At 58.1% G+C, this 15,435-nt stretch carries 16 protein-coding genes; 11 read left to right on the forward strand and 5 right to left on the reverse strand.

Features of this window, described 5'->3' with window-relative positions; genetic code table 11:
* A partial coding sequence (locus tag LAP85_21315) for a hypothetical protein (GenBank protein ID MBZ5498946.1) occupies window positions 1-184 on the reverse strand: 184 nt, incomplete at its 3' end.
* Window positions 185-532: 348 nt separating this feature from the next.
* On the opposite strand from LAP85_21315, the gene LAP85_21320 reads away from it, so the two are divergent.
* Together LAP85_21320 and LAP85_21325 are read left to right on the forward strand one after the other, a co-directional pair.
* Window positions 533-1,042, forward strand: coding sequence for a hypothetical protein (locus LAP85_21320; GenBank protein MBZ5498947.1), 510 nt, complete (start codon window positions 533-535; stop codon window positions 1,040-1,042).
* Window positions 1,043-1,146: 104 nt separating this feature from the next.
* Window positions 1,147-2,280, forward strand: a complete 1,134-nt coding sequence (locus tag LAP85_21325; protein MBZ5498948.1) for a transposase — start codon at window positions 1,147-1,149, stop codon at window positions 2,278-2,280.
* A 12-nt stretch (window positions 2,281-2,292) separates the two neighbouring features.
* Here LAP85_21325 and LAP85_21330 read toward each other — a convergent pair whose 3' ends face one another.
* Window positions 2,293-2,652 (reverse strand): hypothetical protein, encoded by a 360-nt coding sequence (locus LAP85_21330; GenBank protein ID MBZ5498949.1) that lies wholly within the window; start codon window positions 2,650-2,652, stop codon window positions 2,293-2,295.
* Between the two features lie 10 nt (window positions 2,653-2,662).
* Complete coding sequence (locus tag LAP85_21335; GenBank protein ID MBZ5498950.1) at window positions 2,663-3,685, reverse strand: VWA domain-containing protein; 1,023 nt, start codon at window positions 3,683-3,685, stop codon at window positions 2,663-2,665.
* Between the two features lie 700 nt (window positions 3,686-4,385).
* On the opposite strand from LAP85_21335, the gene LAP85_21340 reads away from it, so the two are divergent.
* The 4 genes from LAP85_21340 to LAP85_21355 all read left to right on the forward strand — a co-directional run bounded on the left by LAP85_21340 (window position 4,386) and on the right by LAP85_21355 (window position 8,248).
* Window positions 4,386-4,628: a ribbon-helix-helix domain-containing protein gene (locus tag LAP85_21340; protein MBZ5498951.1), complete on the forward strand. Its 243-nt coding sequence runs from the start codon at window positions 4,386-4,388 to the stop codon at window positions 4,626-4,628.
* Entirely contained in the window at window positions 4,613-4,951 is a 339-nt protein-coding gene (locus LAP85_21345) for a type II toxin-antitoxin system PemK/MazF family toxin (GenBank protein MBZ5498952.1), read from the forward strand. The genes LAP85_21340 and LAP85_21345 overlap by 16 nt, the downstream gene beginning before the upstream one ends.
* Window positions 4,952-5,732: 781 nt before the next feature.
* Window positions 5,733-6,497 carry an ABC transporter ATP-binding protein gene (locus tag LAP85_21350; protein MBZ5498953.1) on the forward strand — a complete coding sequence of 255 codons (765 nt, stop codon included), beginning with the start codon at window positions 5,733-5,735 and terminating at the stop codon, window positions 6,495-6,497.
* An 8-nt stretch (window positions 6,498-6,505) separates the two neighbouring features.
* Window positions 6,506-8,248 carry a hypothetical protein gene (locus LAP85_21355; GenBank protein MBZ5498954.1) on the forward strand — a complete coding sequence of 581 codons (1,743 nt, stop codon included), beginning with the start codon at window positions 6,506-6,508 and terminating at the stop codon, window positions 8,246-8,248.
* 301 nt (window positions 8,249-8,549) lie between these two features.
* Here LAP85_21355 and LAP85_21360 read toward each other — a convergent pair whose 3' ends face one another.
* Window positions 8,550-8,699 (reverse strand): hypothetical protein, encoded by a 150-nt coding sequence (locus LAP85_21360; protein ID MBZ5498955.1) that lies wholly within the window; start codon window positions 8,697-8,699, stop codon window positions 8,550-8,552.
* A 210-nt stretch (window positions 8,700-8,909) separates the two neighbouring features.
* Here LAP85_21360 and LAP85_21365 point away from each other — a divergent pair, with 210 nt between their 5' ends.
* Genes LAP85_21365 through LAP85_21385 form a run of 5 tightly spaced genes read left to right on the forward strand, consistent with a single transcriptional unit; the run spans window position 8,910 to window position 14,149 of the window.
* On the forward strand, window positions 8,910-9,692 hold the full coding sequence (locus tag LAP85_21365; GenBank protein ID MBZ5498956.1) for an outer membrane lipoprotein-sorting protein: 783 nt from the start codon (window positions 8,910-8,912) through the stop codon (window positions 9,690-9,692).
* Between the two features lie 10 nt (window positions 9,693-9,702).
* A complete protein-coding gene (locus LAP85_21370) occupies window positions 9,703-10,974 on the forward strand; it encodes an ABC transporter permease (GenBank protein ID MBZ5498957.1) in 1,272 nt (423 codons plus the stop codon).
* Window positions 10,975-10,980: 6 nt separating this feature from the next.
* Window positions 10,981-12,228, forward strand: coding sequence for an ABC transporter permease (locus LAP85_21375; GenBank protein ID MBZ5498958.1), 1,248 nt, complete (start codon window positions 10,981-10,983; stop codon window positions 12,226-12,228).
* Window positions 12,228-12,941 (forward strand): ABC transporter ATP-binding protein, encoded by a 714-nt coding sequence (locus tag LAP85_21380; GenBank protein MBZ5498959.1) that lies wholly within the window; start codon window positions 12,228-12,230, stop codon window positions 12,939-12,941. Before LAP85_21375 ends, LAP85_21380 begins: the two co-directional genes overlap by 1 nt.
* Entirely contained in the window at window positions 12,941-14,149 is a 1,209-nt protein-coding gene (locus LAP85_21385) for a hypothetical protein (GenBank protein ID MBZ5498960.1), read from the forward strand. Before LAP85_21380 ends, LAP85_21385 begins: the two co-directional genes overlap by 1 nt.
* A gap of 163 nt (window positions 14,150-14,312) precedes the next feature.
* Here LAP85_21385 and LAP85_21390 read toward each other — a convergent pair whose 3' ends face one another.
* The gene (locus tag LAP85_21390) at window positions 14,313-15,401 is read right to left on the reverse strand and encodes a metal-dependent hydrolase (protein MBZ5498961.1); all 1,089 of its coding nucleotides are present in this window, start codon (window positions 15,399-15,401) and stop codon (window positions 14,313-14,315) included.
* Window positions 15,402-15,435: the final 34 nt, after the last annotated feature.

Below are 15,435 nucleotides of genomic sequence, written 5' to 3' on the forward strand. Positions count from 1 at the left end.
TGCCGTCTCTATGGAAATCCGCAAAAAGCGCGGATTCCCACAGAGACTTGGAAAAGTCTCGCAAAAAGCAGCGAGACTTTCCCACATTTCCCACAGGCCCTACTGGTTTTTTATTTTCTGATGTAAAGACAAAAACACCCGGTAGCGAAAGCACCTTAAGAAGGCCGAGTTTTTGTCTAGACAATGGGGTACACCTTAGATCGCGAAGGAAGCTCCGCTTCTGCAGGTGCCACGGCTAGGGCCTGATCGGCGAGGGGGTTATGTACGATAAGGCCGTTAACCGTTACCTTACGCCGTTACTCGCCCCCATGGCACCTTAGTCTCCTGCGACATTCATTCCTGGCTTTGCGGACAATTTGCACTATCCTTGGTATTTCGGAGCCGCGCTATAACAGTGGGTGTATGATTGACTTCGGCTGAAATGACAAAGACGAAACAGTCGGAAGCGTGACAGGCATGTTGGCCGCCTTTCATTGAAAACGATGACCGCCGTTGAATGCAGATGCCTTCAAATTGGCCTGAGGAGGATAACATGACCAGGGATCAGCGCCTCCTGTGCATCAGGATTGCATTGATAATTTATTGCCCCTTGAGCTGTCTTTTAGTCGGCCTATTATCATTATACATTGGGCGCATTGGCCCATCGTACGTTGCGGTGCTGTTCCAAGGCGGCTTGCTGCGAAACAGCATTCCATTCCCTGGCTACCCGGGTTTTATTCAACTGCCCGGGTTGGTTCTCGGTTTTTGCTCGTTTGTTCTTGCGACATTTTTCAGCAGTTCCTCGCTTCGATTTGCAAGCTTGTTCCAGATCCGCGTGTTACTCATTATTCTGATTTGGTTGCTTATCATTCCGGTTAAGGCCGTGGTTATATGGGAATCACAAGGAGCCGGTATAGAGGCGTGGATGCGTTTGATTTTTGTGGCTGTCCATCTGATCATCGCATTCTTTGCTACCTACCTTCCGTTTTTGAAGAACAAATTGGCTGAGAAGTGCAGCAACCATAATGCTTCCCTAGCTCGGTATTTAAGTAACCCAAAGTAAAACAAGTTCTCGTAATGGGAATGAACCTGGACACCCATTTTCTGTGGATTTTTTCTTGGCACATTCCATGAGTCCGCCGTTAGTAACGTCAAGAGAGGTGAACCATGGCTTTGCCACGCAGCAAATACGTCCAGGAAGGGCAAGAAGGGGTCTATCACTGTTTCAGCCGGTGCGTCCGCCGGGCATTCCTGTGCGGGTTCGACACGCTCACACTCCGGGACTTCTCCCACCGCAAGGCATGGCTGGTCGACAGGTTGCGGTATCTGGCGGCCATCTTCGCCATCGAAGTCTGCGCCTACGCCGTCATGGAGACTCACTACCACAGTATTTTGCGTACCCGTCCTGACATCGTCGCGCTGTGGTCTGATCGGGAAGTCGCAACCCATTGGCTGACACTCTTCCCCCAACATCGCCACATCAGCGGCGCTCCCATGCCACCCGTCGAGAAGGACATTACCGCCTTGGCGGATCGTCCCGAGCGCATCGCCGAACTACGCAAACGTCTGTGCAGCCTGAGCTGGTTCATGAGTCGGCTCAACGAATTCATCGCCCGGGCGGCAAACAAAGAGGATAAGGTCAAGGGCCGGTTCTGGGAATCGCGGTTCAAATGCCAGGCGCTGCTCGATGAAGCCGCCACCGCCTGCTGCATGGTGTATGTTGACCTCAATCCCATCCGGGCCGGTCTGGCAGCGACTCCGGAAGAGAGCGACTTCACCAGCATCCAGGAACGGATCCGCGCCTGGCGGAAAACAACGATGACTGCCGGCGCCGCTCCGAGCAAAGAGGTCGGGCAACCGATCAATCATGAATCGGTCGGCAAGCGCACGACAGTGCCTGAGAATGCCGCGGCAATCTCGGACCCCATTCCTGACGACCTTTCCATCTGGGCGCATCCCTCAGATGATTGGCTTTGTCCCATTCAATCAGAGTCCGGAAGGCGCGGGATCCTACAGATGACTCCAGCCCAGTATTTCGATCTCGTGGACAAGTCGGGACGGATGATGCGGTCGGGCAAACTGGGAGCCATCGATGCCGATCTCGAGCCAATCCTGCGTCGGATCGGCGCCAATCCCGACGCCTGGTTTGGAACCGTCTCCCGCTTCGGATCCAAATTCCGCCTTGCCGCCGGGATGGTTTCCAGTCTGCGCAATTTTGCAGATCGCCTGGGCAGGCGCTGGCTCCAGGGCGCCGCCATGGCTCGCACCGTTTTCGGATCCCCGCCGCCGCAGTTGGCCTGACGCAACGCGCGCTCAGGAGCGCAATCCGCCGCAGATCTGCATTTCTCTTCCATCCGCCTGATCGCCTCCGGCATGGTTTAGACGGTATCCTCCACGCCCGCCGGCAACGTCCGCCATCGCTCTGACCAGCCGGATGCGTTTCACCCAATTGGCACCAGTCTTTTCCTGTTCGCCAAACTGCCGTTCCTCCGGCTGAGGCTGAGGAATGTAAGCAAGTAGTGGGTGTCCAGCTTCCCCTTCGCGGACGATAAGGCCGCGGCGCACCGACACCGACGGGTTGTTGCAGGAACCCTGCACATCGAGCGCATAGAGGCATGACAGCAGAGCAGGACTGAACGCACCCTCACATGATGCCGCACCTGGCGCTCTCAATACTCGTTACTCAACGGGCGTAGTATCCTTCCTTCGCCCGGATGACGAGATTCATTTGCCATCGGGCCTGTTGCTCCGGCGAGAGCTTGACCTTGATCGATCGGAACTTGCCGTCTCGAGCAACGTTTGATGGTGAGTATCCGAGACTGTAGCGGGCGCGCAGATGATCGAGAAGATCGGCCAATTTCTCGCTTATACCGGACTCGGTTGCAAGGATCACCTCTCCTCCCGTTCTCTGGGCGTAGTTTCGGAGGCTCCCGGGATGAAGCGCTTTGATCGCCGGGAGAAACATGGGATTGTTGACATACAAGACCGCCATGAGTTTGGACAGGGAACTCTGAGCCACCAAACCGCAAACCATGCTGTCCGATTCAAACAACTCCCCAAACGCCTGCCTCTCCGAATGGACGTGACCTCGAGGGAAGTTGGCCACCAACGCATCGTTCAGCACGATGATCACTCTGCGGCCAGGCGCGTTGTGCGACTTGCGTGACTGCACGGCTGCCTGGTAGACCGCCTCGTTCATAAGAGCACGTTCGCTGTTTAAGCTCAGCAACCGGCTCGCTCGGCCGATGGCATTTGCGATCTTTTGCGTGTTGAACGTAAAGTCTTCAACCACCCGGGCGGTTTTGGTGAAGGCCATCACCGCTACCTCGTCTTCAGGTCTCAAATGGCGCAATGCCTGTCCTGCACCTTCAGCCAATTGCCGAAGCACCGGACGTACAGTGGCCGTGATGTCGAACAGAAAGACTATCGACAGGGGCATCGTATCTCTGCTGAAATGAGTAATTTCTTGGCGGACGCCGCCCTCATAAACCGCGAAATCCGATCCAGTCAAACCACCGACTGCCTTCAGGGTCTTCTTGTCCACAACCTGAACATCGACAACCACCAGGTTTGCACTGATCTTGAAGACATTCTGCGGCACGGGCGGCTTCTCTGTCTCTGCAGGCTGGGATCCTGAACTGAACAGCAGCAATACCGCCGCTGCAGCCGCAAATGAAGTGATTCTGCGTTCAAACAGGAGCCTCATCGACGCATCCCGGCCGTTGGCAAAGTTCCGCGTTCGCTTCTACATTTCTGGACGCTTCAACCGGCCAAAGAGTTCACTAAGATCGGTGGGCCGGGGTCGGACCACGCATATTTCATGACTTCAAGTGAGTTACGTTCGGTTTCCTTGATGAAATCTATGGCCGTCGTCATCCTGGGCGGACTGTTCACCTCGACGGCTCTCAGTCTGCTCGTCCTGCCGGCTCTGGCTTTGCGCTACGGCAGATTCGGCAAAGAATAAGATTGGCACTTAAGCCCGCGGCCCGGTTAGACCCTATGTGGAATGTCCTTCTCAGGGAGTCTACCGGCCGCGAAGCCCTCAAAACAGTGCGCTCTATCAGCTGGTCGAGGACCACTTCGACGAGCTCGAGCGCGTCTGGGACGAGCGCTACGAGCGCGAGCACGGATTCTGGCGTCCCGTCTCTGGTACACGGACACTCACCGTTATACGCAAATGCATATTTGCGATCATAGCGTCACCAGACTATGAAGATGAGGATGAAACCGTGTGGGATCGTCACCGTGGCTCTGCAGCGAGGCGATCATGCCGGGCAGCGAGCGGCGATCGAACGTCGACTCTCTCCGTAAGTCAATAGTAAGTCGAAGGCGTCTCTCGCAATGTGATGAATGAGCGTGTTGACGCCATTGGGTGGTATGACATACAATCATACCGCGAGGTCAAAATGTCAAAATCAAAGATCGCAATAACCCTTGAGGAAGCTACCCTGGAACTGCTGGATGAATTAGTCGCGCAGTCCATGTTCCCAAGCCGCAGCCAGGCAATTGAAGAAGCCCTTGGGGAGAAGCTCTCCCGATTGCAGCGCACCCGGCTGGCCAGGGAATGTGCCAAGCTCGATCCTGAATTCGAGCGGGCTCTAGCGGAGGAAGGGATGTCAGAGGACCTAAGGCAATGGCCCGAATACTGAGGGGAGAAATTCGCTGGGCCGACCTGAATCCGGCCCGAGGAAACGAGCAGGAAGGAAAGCGTCCTGTGCTGATACTCAGCCACGACGTTTTTAATGAGCGGTCCGGCACGGTGATTGCGGTGGCGTTGACGAGCCAGCAGCAGCGAGCGGGGTTCCCGCTGACATTGGAGCTTCAATCACAGGATCTTCCCAAGAAATCGTGGGTCAAGATTAGCCAGATCCGCACGCTTGCGATCGAGCGGATAGGTTCCCGGCTCGGTAGAGCGGCGCCGGAAGAACTCGCAAAAGTTGTGGATGGAGTAATGGAAATCATAGGGACATAGTTACACGGCTATCTCACCACGACATTTGCCCCTGCCACGTGCATCTTCGACTGTCCCCCGATATAGCAGGCATGTACCAGTCTGCCACTCGCGCCGGAAAACCGGTGCCTATTTCTTGTCGATTACCCGCTTGGAGAGATCGACGGACCCTTGGCGTACACGCACTGTGAGATCAGATCGTCCCTTTATAGAAGCCTTAAGGGTACTTCTTTTGCAAGGCTGCACCTTTTCAGGATCGATGGACCAACCCAGTAGGTAATATCTGGATATCTCGCTTATGGTCGTAATCAGCGGGAAAACGTGGACACCCACTGTTCTTCGCATCCTTGATGGGTGTCCACATTCTCCCACATTCTCTGGGTGTCCACCTTCTCTGATTGCGATCGCGATTGCGATTCCGATACCGATTCCGACGGGGCGCGCTTTCTACGTCTATTTTCGGGACAGCTTTTCATGCGCTGGGATGCACCCTGTGACGTATGAAAAGGAGTGCGAGGTCGGGCGAGGATGGAGCGCGCGCGTCTCGCGCTCGGTGCGTCCGTTTCCATGAGCCTTGCGCGGGAAACAAGAGCCACCTACAGTCCTTTGCATCCGCTTCGATGCCTGCCCGCAATCTTGGCATGAAGGGGCTTTCCTGAGACTCCGCGGATTCGGCCCTCTGAACAAAATGCGGCAGGAACTTTTCAACCTCCAGGGCGTCTAATTCCCAAGCATCTATCGAGGTCGAGGACTGTCTTGCGTGGGATGAGCCTGGTTGCGATGTGAAAACCGGAGGTTCGACATGCTCGAGGCGCAACGCCTTACCAAGTACTACAACCGCAAGTGTGTGGTCCGGGAAGTCAGCTTCAAAATCCATCCGAATGACATTGTCGGATATCTCGGCCCGAACGGGGCCGGGAAGAGCACAACTGTGAAGATGATTGTGGGGCTGCTCAGATCCTCGAACGGCCAGGTTCTATTCAAGGGTCATCCCATAGAAAAACAGATCATCGAATTCAAGTCGCATCTCGGCTACGTGCCCGAGGAAGCGCTTCTCTATTCTCACCTTTCCGGACGCGAATATCTTCAGCTCGCCGGACGCCTCCGCTCCATGCCGGAAAATGCGCTGAATGCCAAAATCGATGAGCTGCTGCGATTATTTTCACTCACCGCCTCCAAGCACGCGCCGATTTCTTCCTACTCCAAGGGTATGAAGCAAAAGATCATGATGATTGCCGCATTGCTCCATAATCCGGATATTCTGATTCTTGACGAACCTCTTTCAGGCCTCGATGTCACCTCGATTCTCATTGTCAGGAGTCTACTCAAATCTCTGGCCGCTCAAGGCAAGGCTGTCCTCTATAGTTCTCACGTTCTTGAGGTGGTTGAAAAGATATGCAATCGGGTGCTGGTCATCCACAGAGGCAACCTCGTGGCGGATGACTCGATGGAAAACATGAAGCAACTCATGCAGCTCCCGTCACTGGAGGAGATCTTCACTCAGCTGGTTCAGGATGAGAACACGGAACAGGTTGCCCGGCAAATGGCCGAAATTATTCAGAACTAGGAGCGGAGATGCCTGACCCGGATCCGGCCGTTCAATATAAGCACCTGGTGAAACACTTCTTCAGGCGGTTCTTTGATTTCGATGCCATCTCCGCGCCCCAATTGGATCTCATCGAAAAAAACCTTCTGACATTTCAAATCCTGGCCTTGCTGGTTTTGCCCGGTGTATTGAAGAGCCTGTTCCTCATTCCGAAATACGGGTATTACATTTATCGGCCAATCTGGGAACGCGATCTCGCTTCGCTCACCGACAAGTGTTTCTTCCTTTCCCTGTCGATGATTTTGGTCGGATTTATCACGGTGTTCGAATGGGAGATGTTGTTTCCGGATCGTAAGGACTACCTGAATCTGACGCATCTGCCCATTGCGACGCGCACGCTGTTTTATGCAAAGGCAGCCGCATTGGCCGCATTCCTTCTGGTAATCACCGTTGCCATCGACCTTTGCCCGACCTTCCTGTTTCCGGGCGCCGTCCTCGCCAACAACCGCTTTGGCCACGAGGAAATGGGCAAGACGATTTCGGTATCCTTCGGCATTCGATATGTCGTCAGCCACGCGATCAGCATGCTTTTGGGCAACATTTTCATTTTCCTCTCAGCGATCTCCTTGCAGGGGATCCTTATGACGCTGAGGCTGGCGCCCTGGATTTCGCGTTGGATGCGGTTTTTCTGCCTTCTGCTGTTCTTGTCTGCTTTGCTCTCTTTCCCTCAAATCTCATCGGTGGATCAGCTCATCCATAGTGCAAATCCCATCTCCGCCTTTTATCCGCCAATCTGGTTTGTCGGAGTCTACGACGTTCTGCTTGGAACGAAGGATCCGATGTTGCGGGCGATGGCGGGGCGAGCTCTTACGGGGCTGGCCTTTGCATGTGCCTTATCCATACTGAGTTACGCCGTGTGCTACCGGCGATTCCTCCACAAGACCATTGAATTCTGCGGTGGCCGGTTGCAAAAAGCAGGAGGTATCAGAAGGCTGGGCAATTGCATTCTGGATCGTTGGGTTGTCAGAAGCTCGGAAAGCAGGGCATCCTATCATTTCGTGGCACAAACGTTGTTCCGCAGCACGAGGCATACCCTGTATATCGGGACATTCTTTGCCGTGGGGCTTGCGATCGCAGCCACCGGCCTGGCAACAGTGGTTGTGAGCGACGATCGAGCCGTTGCCGGCCATTTGGACAGTGTCCTCCTGTCAATCCCGCTGATACTGTCGTTTTTCCTTCTGGTGGGAATGAGAGTGATCTTTGCGATCCCTGTGGAATTGGAGGCCAACTGGCTATTCCAGATTGCTCCCATGCAACGGATCCAGAACAGCCATGAGGGACTGCGCAAATATCTGATTGGCGCGGTTGTCCTTCCTGTTTATTGTGTTGCCGGGTTCCTATATGCGTTGGTCTGGAATTGGAACATCGTTTGGCTGCACGTGTGCTTTGGGGTCACCGTGTCATGTGTGCTTATGGAATTGCTGCTGTTTCAATTCCCCAAGATACCCTTCACATGCTCCTACCGGTCGGGAGCGGGCCAGATCGTCCTTATGTTTCCGTTTTACTTTCTGGGTTTCAGCGGTTTCGCTTTTGGCCTGGCGAACCTTGGGTCCCACCTGGCGGGTCACCCTTATGAAATCCTGTGTTTCTATGGTCTTGCAGGATCACTCTTGCTGTTATTGATACGTTACAATAACAAGTCGGCTGGCACCTCAATTCGGTTTGAAGAGATATCCGAGGATGCCCCCATACTCTTGGACCTGAAAGGCTGAGGATCCCGATCCTTTGAGGTTGGCATCCCTGCACACGGAAACGAATTCGAACCCGGTTTCCCGTTGATCGCGGAACGGCGGATCGATATGCGGTGTTCTGCCTGCGCTCATATTCGATTGGGCTTTCGCGAATGCGGACACAAGCAGCTGAGGGAAGGGAACCGAAGGGAAGGGCAAACCCGAACAGGGTGGCGCCCGTTGGTTGTCACGCGCACCGGGGTTCCCCGGATCGCCGCCGGCATCCGCCGCTACTGCTTTGCCATCATGCCAGGCGAAAAGGTCACACGCACCGGCTCAGCGGTCAGAAAGAATATTTGAGGGCGATCTCAATTTCGCGCGCGCGCCCGGCGCCGAAGATTTTTCCGAACACGGAAGTTCCGAAAGTGGATTCGGGTTCCTCGAAATTGGTGTTGTTGAAGGCATTGAATAACTGCACGCGGAATTCAACCATGCTCCCGCCCTCGCCGATCCGCGTCCTCTTGATCAGGCTGATGATTTTTGCGGGCGAAATGGCATGATATGATGGCGGTAGAAACTAAATGTATCCGTCGGGTCTCTGTTCCACAGAGGCCGATAGAGCAAGTCGGCTGATGCCTGCCCTTCTGGCCGCTTGTCTGAACCGGAGCGGTCTCAGCCGCGCGATGATGATCAATGGAGCATCATGGAACGCCCCCCAAACGGGCTTTTGACGATTCTCTTGTTGTTTGCGGTCTGCGCCGCGCTCGCGAATCCTGGGACTCACCGTCCATTTCCGCGTGCCGAAATCGATGTCCGCAAGATCATCGATCGCATTGACCGCATTTTCAGAGGCAACTCGTCGATCGGCACGATGGAGATGTCCGTGGTTACGAGCCACTGGCGCCGTGACATGACTCTGGCTATATGGTCCGAAGGGACAGACAAAGTCCTGGTGAAGGTTCTGGCGCCGAAGAAGGAGGCCGGGACGGCGACCTTGAAAGTCGGTTCGGACATCTGGAATTACCTGCCGAAAATCGATCGCACCATCCGGATCCCCACTTCGATGATGATGGCCTCGTGGATGGGCTCTCATTTCACCAACGACGACCTGGTGAAGGAGAGCCGCCTCGTACGGGATTATGACATCAAGCTTTCGTTCGACGGCGCCCGCGACGGTCAGGAGGTTTACGAATTCACGTTGACCCCATTGCCGCAGGCGCCGGTCGTCTGGGGGCGCATCACCATGGTGGTCCGCAAGAACGACTTGATGCCCCTTGGGGCGAAGTATTATGCGGAAGACGGCCGGCTCAAGCGCACCTTGGTGTTCTCCCAGTTTCGGGAGCTGGGAGGGCGGCTGGTTCCGAGTGTCATGCACATGACCCCGGAAGATAAGCCGGGGGAATATACCGAGATACGATATACCGAACTCAAATTCGACATCCCTCTGCCGCCGGACACGTTTTCGCTGGCAGCGTTGCGCAAATAAACAGGAAGAGATGAGCGCGCTTTGGGTCGCACCACGGCTGGGCTGGCGCAATCTTTGGCGAAATCCGCGGCGCAGCATGATCACGCTGGCGGCGATTGCCGCGGCCTATGCGTTTCTCATTGGCCTGATCGGCCTCATGGAAGGGCTCAAGGACCAATTGCTCCGTAACGGCACCCGTCTCCAGCTGGGTGACTTTCAGATCCACGACAGCAGCTACCTCCCGGACCGGAACATCAACGACACCATAGGTGGGGACGAGGGAGTCGATCTGCAAGCGCTGCTTGCCCGCGTCTCCACGCAACCCGAGATCGAGGGCCTTTCTCCCCGCGTTTATGGATTCGGTTTGCTTTCCACCGGTTCCTTCTCGTCCGGGGCCCAGATCCTCGGCGTCGAGCCCGCCGCCGAACTGAGCGTGACCACTCTCCTGCGTGGGCTCCTTCCGGGGAGCGGCTTTCCCGCGAAGGGCGGGCGGGGGTTGATCCTCGGGCATGCGCTGGCAGAAGAGATCCACGCCAAAATCGGCGTCGAGGTGGCTGTGGTGACCCAGGCCGCCGACGGCACTCTGGGCAATGACCTGTTCCAAGTCGTCGGCATCCTGCGCACCGGTTTGACCTATCAGGACCGGTCCCTCGCGGTGACTCACGGGAGCGATTTGCAGGAGCTGCTGGCGTTGGCGCCGGGCCGCATCCACGAACTGGCGGGGCGAATCCGGGATCCGCTCCTCGCCGACGGGATTTGCGCCCGTTTGAACGGCTCCCGGGTGCTGCCGCCGCGCTCGCAGGCCCGGAGTTGGGGGGACCTGTCGCCCCAGTTACGGGACTATGTGAAATTGAGCGAAAGCACGAACGGGTTCATGATATTCATGGTGGCTCTGTTCGCGGCGTTCGGAGTCCTCAACACCACGATGATGGCCGTGTTCGAGAGGACCCGCGAAATCGGCATGCTCGGGTCTCTCGGCATGCATCCGGCACTGATTCTCTTTACCATTCTGCTCGAGAGCCTGTTCCTCACCATGCTGGGATTGGCAGGAGGCTTCGGCATCGGGGCACTGATGATGTCCTATTTGACGGGCCATGGATTGGATTTGAGCCGGTGGATTGGCGAGGTTTCGATGTTGGGCACCCGGATGGATCCCATTCTGAAGGGCGCATGGGTCTGGGACCAGGTGATCTGGGCCGCCGCAGGTTTGATCGCGGCCACGCTGTTCGCGGCCTTTCTGCCCGCGCGCCGCGTAGCCTGGATGCGGCCCGTAGCCGCATTGACTGCGCCGACGGAAGGCTGAGACACTGTGAGGGTCCTGTTCACGATCGCATGGAGAAACATCTGGCGGCACACGCGGCGCACACTCCTGACGGTGGGCACGGTGGCCCTCGGCTTGATGTTGCTCTTGCTTTCCGTTGGACTCGGCGACGGCGGACACTACCAGATGATCGACAGCGCAGTCAGGCTCGGCTCCGGCCACGTGGTAATTCAGGCGCCGGGCTATCAGCAGTCGCGGGGTGTCGCCAAGCTGATCGACGGCGGTGCGCAACGCCGGGCATTGGCGATGCTCGACACCGTCCACGACCGCTTCGCAATCCGGACCGTGCTCAGGCGGGTCTTCGCGTCAGGTCTCGCCGCTTCAGCCGAGGATTCCGCCGGGGTGCAAATGATCGGCATCGAGCCGGCCCGGGAAGAGGCGGTATCGCGCTTTGCCGAAAAGCTGGTCGAAGGCAGGTTTCTCGAATCCGATGATTCGGATGATGTAGTTCTCGGCAGCGGAGTCGCGCGCAGGCTCGCGCTCAGGCCGGGGGACAAGCTCGTCCTCACCGTCCAGGAAGTCGGCGGCGCGGAGCTTCAGTCGATGCTGGTGCATGTCGGCGGGGTGATGCGGACCGGGATGGAGGATTTCGACGAATCGGTCCTTCTGCTGCCGCTGGTCACGGCGCAGCGTTTTTTCAGGATGGGCGAAGGGGTGCATCAGGTTGCCATGCTGATTGCGGACAGCCGTCTTGCGGAGCCTCTGGCGCGTCTCGGCCGGGAACAGCTCCCCGGCCTTGATGTGCTGACCTGGGCGCAGGCGCTGCCCGAGCTCAATGACTTCATCCGCGTCGACGACGCCGGCAACTATCTGTTCAACACGGTCTTCTTTGTGCTGATTGCCTTCCTGGTGCTGAACACGCTACTGATGTCCGTGCTGGAACGGAAACGCGAGTTTGCGCTGCTCGACGCCCTCGGGCTCACACCCGATCGCCGCTTTTCCATGATCATGCTGGAGGCAGGCTTCATCGCCCTTCTGTCGGCCGCCTTCGGCGCTGCGCTCGGATTGCTGGGCCACCTGTACTTTGCCGTCCATGGGATGCCGATAGACTGGTTCTACTCGGGCGAGATCTCGGCGGCAGGAGTTGCCTTCGATCCTGTCATCTACTCCAATCTGTCGGGGAACAGGATTCTCGGCTGCATCGGTCTTGTTTTTCTCTTAACCCTTCTGCTGGCCCTGATCCCCGCACGGCGGGCGGCGCGGCCGGCGGAGGCCTATCTGCTGGGGCGGACCTGATGGCAGGCAACGAGTATGTCATCAAACTGGATAGCGTGTCCCGCGTGTACCGCCAGGGCGACCAGGCGGTCCACGCGCTCGATCATGTCAGCCTGCGCATCCGGCCGGGTGAAATGGTAGTTGTAGCCGGACCCTCCGGATCGGGCAAAACCACGCTGCTAAACGTTGCCGGCGGGCTGGATCGGCCTACGGAAGGGAAGGTGTGGCTCGAAGAGCACGACTTGACTTCCATGAGCAGGCGGGCATTGGCGCAACTCCGCCTGCACGCGATCGGTTTCGTGTTTCAGGCCTACAACCTGATCCCCGTGCTGAGCGCGGAGGAAAACGCGGAATTCATCCTCTTGCTCCGCGGCGTGCCGGCAGCGGCGCGGCGGGCAAAGGTGCGGGCGGCGCTGGAAGCCGTCGGCCTGCAAGGGCTGGAGCACCGGCGCCCGCACCAGCTTTCCGGCGGCCAGCAGCAGCGCGTAGCCGTTGCCCGCGCCATCGTCGCCGAACCGGCCCTGGTCCTGGCCGACGAACCAACGGCCAATCTCGACAGCGTGGCTGCCACTGCCTTACTGGACCTGATGGTGATCTTGAACCGGGAACAGGGGACGACGTTCCTCTTTTCGACGCATGATCCGCGGGTCATGCAGCGGGCGCGCCGCGTGATCAAGATGATGGACGGCCGCATCGCGAGCGATGAGACCATTCCGAAGGGTGACCAGGCATAATGCATTCGGAAATCGGCCGTTGCCTTAAGATCGCTGGTCTGCTGCTGGCCGCCGTTGCGGCCCAGTATCCGCCCCCCTTGCATGCGCAGCAGTTCTCCTGGGGGGCATCGGTGCGCGGCTATGAGTTCCTGCGGATCGAGGATTCGCCGGGGGCGACGCGCCGGGATGCGGAGTTTTCAATCTTCCGCCTGACCACCGGCTTTGAGATCACGCCCAGGATCAAGCTCGAGAGCCACGCGATTGCCAGCCTGCTTTCGCCGCCCTTCTCGGTTGCTGCGCGCGTGGCTACCTCCGACACATTCCGCTACCTGCCTTTGCAGCATTCCTCTCTGACCGGGAATAGCGCGAACTTCACTGCCGGCTTCGACCGCCTCAATCTCCAGCTCGATCTCAAGTCCGTCCGGATCGTCGCGGGCCGCCAGCCGATTACCTGGGGCGTATCCTATTTCTGGCCGGTGATGGATCTGTTCGCTCCCTTTGCCCCCGAGCGCGTCGACCGTGATTACAAGCCCGGCGTGGACGCCGTCCGCTTCACGATTCCGATAGGATCCTATTCCGAGATCGACGTGGTCGGAGGTTCACTGGGTTCTTCTCCCTCCAGGGATTGGGCCGCCGGCACGCTTGCGCGCATTCATGCGGGCCGTGTCGATTTGGGATTCATGGGGGGCAAATTCCATGGCGATACGGTGGCGGGGGGATTTTTTACCTCATCGTTGAGCGGCACCGGGTTCCGCGGCGAGCTGACCTGGACCCATTCGGGTGATCCGCAGGATCCGGCCCGCAGCCGCCCGAAATTCTGGCGCGGCACTCTCGGCGCGGACCGGCAATTGACCCCTACGGTAACGTTGACGCTGGAACTGGCCTGGAACGGATATGGCGTGGCCGACCCCTCCGGGTACCTCTCCCTGATCGGGGCCGATCGAGTGCTGCGCGGCGAGGTCACCGGCCTGGGGAGGATCTATGCGGGCGCATCAACGACTTGGCAGTTCCATCCCCTCTGGGTATTTGCCAATACGATCCTCGTGAATGGAAACGACCCTTCCGCGCTCTGGGTGCCCACCTTCACATGGTCCACGGGCAACAACTCCGATGTTCTCCTCGGCGCCCAGGTCAGCATCGGCAGCCGTCCCGCCCCCGGACCGGTTCCGCGCAGCGAGTACGGTTCGATTCCGGCCAACCTCTTTGCCGGTTTCAAGAAATACTTCTGACCTGTTCCGAAAATCGGGAAATGGGGACGCAAACCATTTGTCCACAGCTCCGGGAAATGGGGACGCAAACCATTTGTCCACAGCCCTGATCATGCTTCGGGGCACTTTGAGCTCCTGGAGTTCCCGGCAGTTCGGAACATGGAGTTCTTGGCTGTGAGGCCTGTCACCTGGCAGATTTCTGGCGCGAGGGCAAAGAGGGCACCACAACCCGGACTGTGCCGAAGCCCCCTTCGCGATTACGGCTATAGCGCAGGTCGCGGAGTAATACGGCCATCCCTTTCGGCGCTGACTCGACGGTAACAACGGGAAAACGGGCAAAGCGGGCGAGATCGGCCATTTTGGGATCCGCCAGGGAATTCCGGAAGTAAGGATCTTCGAGGTTCTTCAGCACCATCTCAAGCCGCGGCGGCTGCCGGTGCCAGTCCCCCAGGCCGGAATCCGAAATGTAGTACCGGTCCGGCGCCTGCAAGATGACTGTCCAGCGCAGCGGGGATTGCGGGCGTCCCGGAATGACATCGATCCGTTCCAGCGGCCCGGTAACGAGTTCGGGACCCACGGAGTGAGCCTCGACGACAACAACTTGGCGTGCGGCGGCCAGGGCGCCAAGGTAGAGGGCCAGGGCCAGCAGAGCCGCACGCGCCGGAAGGAAGCCATGATCGAGCAGCATGCGAGCGATGCCCAGGCAGATGGCGACTCCCGCTATCCACAGGAGAGCTGTAACCGGCGACCAGCCCAGGATCACGATCAGCAGACCAAGCAGGCCCAGGACCATCCAGGCGGCGCGGCCGCGATTCGAGCGTGCCAGCGGAGCGAGAGCGCAACCCAGGATCAGCCAGATCCAGAGATCAAGAATCGTGAGCAGATCCCCGTATACTCTCGCGGAGCTGAACGGCAGCAGCGGCCGGATTCCGTAGTCGTTCAGGAAATCGAAGGCCGGGTGCGTCATCATGCCGGCCAGGGAAAGCCCCCAGAGCGGCATGAGAGCCGGCGCACGGACTGCTCCGGGGCTCCTGAACCGATAATAGAGCCAGAGCGCGCCCGCCAGGCAGAGCGACAGGCCGATGATCCCAACCGGAGTGTGGGATACCCCGCGGTGCACATCGAGGTAACTGCCCCTGCCCAGCTGCCACAGGATTTCGGCATCCGGAAGGTTCGCGCCGATCAGAAGCGCGGGCACGGCAAGCGCCGTCTTTTTCCCCAATCCTGCCCTTGCAAGCGACAGGCCGATCAGCGTGTGCGTTACATTGTCCACTCGGGATCCACCAATCAGTTCATCAGACCGTTCG

It is taken from the genome of Terriglobia bacterium (assembly GCA_020072565.1).
Classification (GTDB): Bacteria; Acidobacteriota; UBA6911; order UBA6911; family UBA6911; genus JAFNAG01.